General features: G+C 75.3%; 1 protein-coding gene and 1 pseudogene. One reads left to right on the top strand and one right to left on the bottom strand.

Annotated features, from left to right (window positions below; all coding sequences use genetic code 11):
* Positions 1–305, bottom strand: a pseudogene (locus BHE97_RS18735) (TetR family transcriptional regulator); the annotation flags it as partial.
* A 38-nt stretch (positions 306–343) separates the two neighbouring features.
* Between BHE97_RS18735 and BHE97_RS19870 the strand changes: the two are divergent.
* The coding region (locus tag BHE97_RS19870) for a GNAT family N-acetyltransferase (RefSeq protein ID WP_140400266.1) at positions 344–859 on the top strand (516 nt) is incomplete at its 3' end.

An 859-nucleotide genomic window follows, 5' to 3' on the forward strand; every position in this document is an offset into this window, starting at 1 on the left:
GGTGGGCGCGGCGGGTGGTGGGCGGGGCGGGCGGCCGCCGAGGTGGTGCGCGGGCCCGCCGGGGGCGGCGGGGGGTGGGCAGGGTGGGCGGGGGGGGGGGCCAGCGCCAGAGCGAGCAAGTCGTCGGCCGACTCGACGCGGGAGTACAGGCTCGCCGGGGCCACTCCCATCCGGCCGGCCAGCGCGCGCACGGTGAGCGCTTGGACGCCCCCTTCATCGAGCAGTCCCCCCGCCGCACGGGCCATGTCGTCGATGGCGACTGCCCGCGCACGACGCACCGGCTTCACGTGATCCCAGTAGCTCATGACCACCCCCTTATTCGAACGATGTTAGTTTAGTACTCATGCTGGACCTCTCGTTCCTCCCCCTCGTCGATGATCGCGTCCGACTGCGCCCGTTGAGAACGGAGGACGCCGAGGACTATGCCGAGGGCACGCAGGATCGGGCCGTCCGCCGCTATGCCCACCTCCCCGAGCCCCGCTACACGCCGACCACCGCCCGATCGATGATCGAAGGGGCTGCGCGCAGGGGCCTGGAACGCGGCGACCTCGCGGTGCTCGCCATCGCCGATCCCTCGGACGACCGGTTGCTCGGCAGCCTGGTGATCTTCGATGTGACCGACGAAGGCGCCGAGATCGGCCTCTGGCTGCCGCCGGACGCCCGGGGCGCCGGGCGCCCCGTCGCCGCGACCGATCCCGCGATCGGGCCCGTGCGGCGCAGCGGACTACACACCCTGCCCCCGCCGACCCCCCCCCGCCACACCCCCCCCCCCCCGCCGCTCGACCCCACCCACCCCCCCCACCCACAGCCCCAACCTCGCCCCCCCCCCCCCTCGCCCGCGCCCCCCCCCCACCCCCCC

The organism is Aeromicrobium sp. PE09-221 (genome assembly GCF_002174305.1).
Lineage (GTDB): Bacteria > Actinomycetota > Actinomycetes > Propionibacteriales > Nocardioidaceae > Aeromicrobium.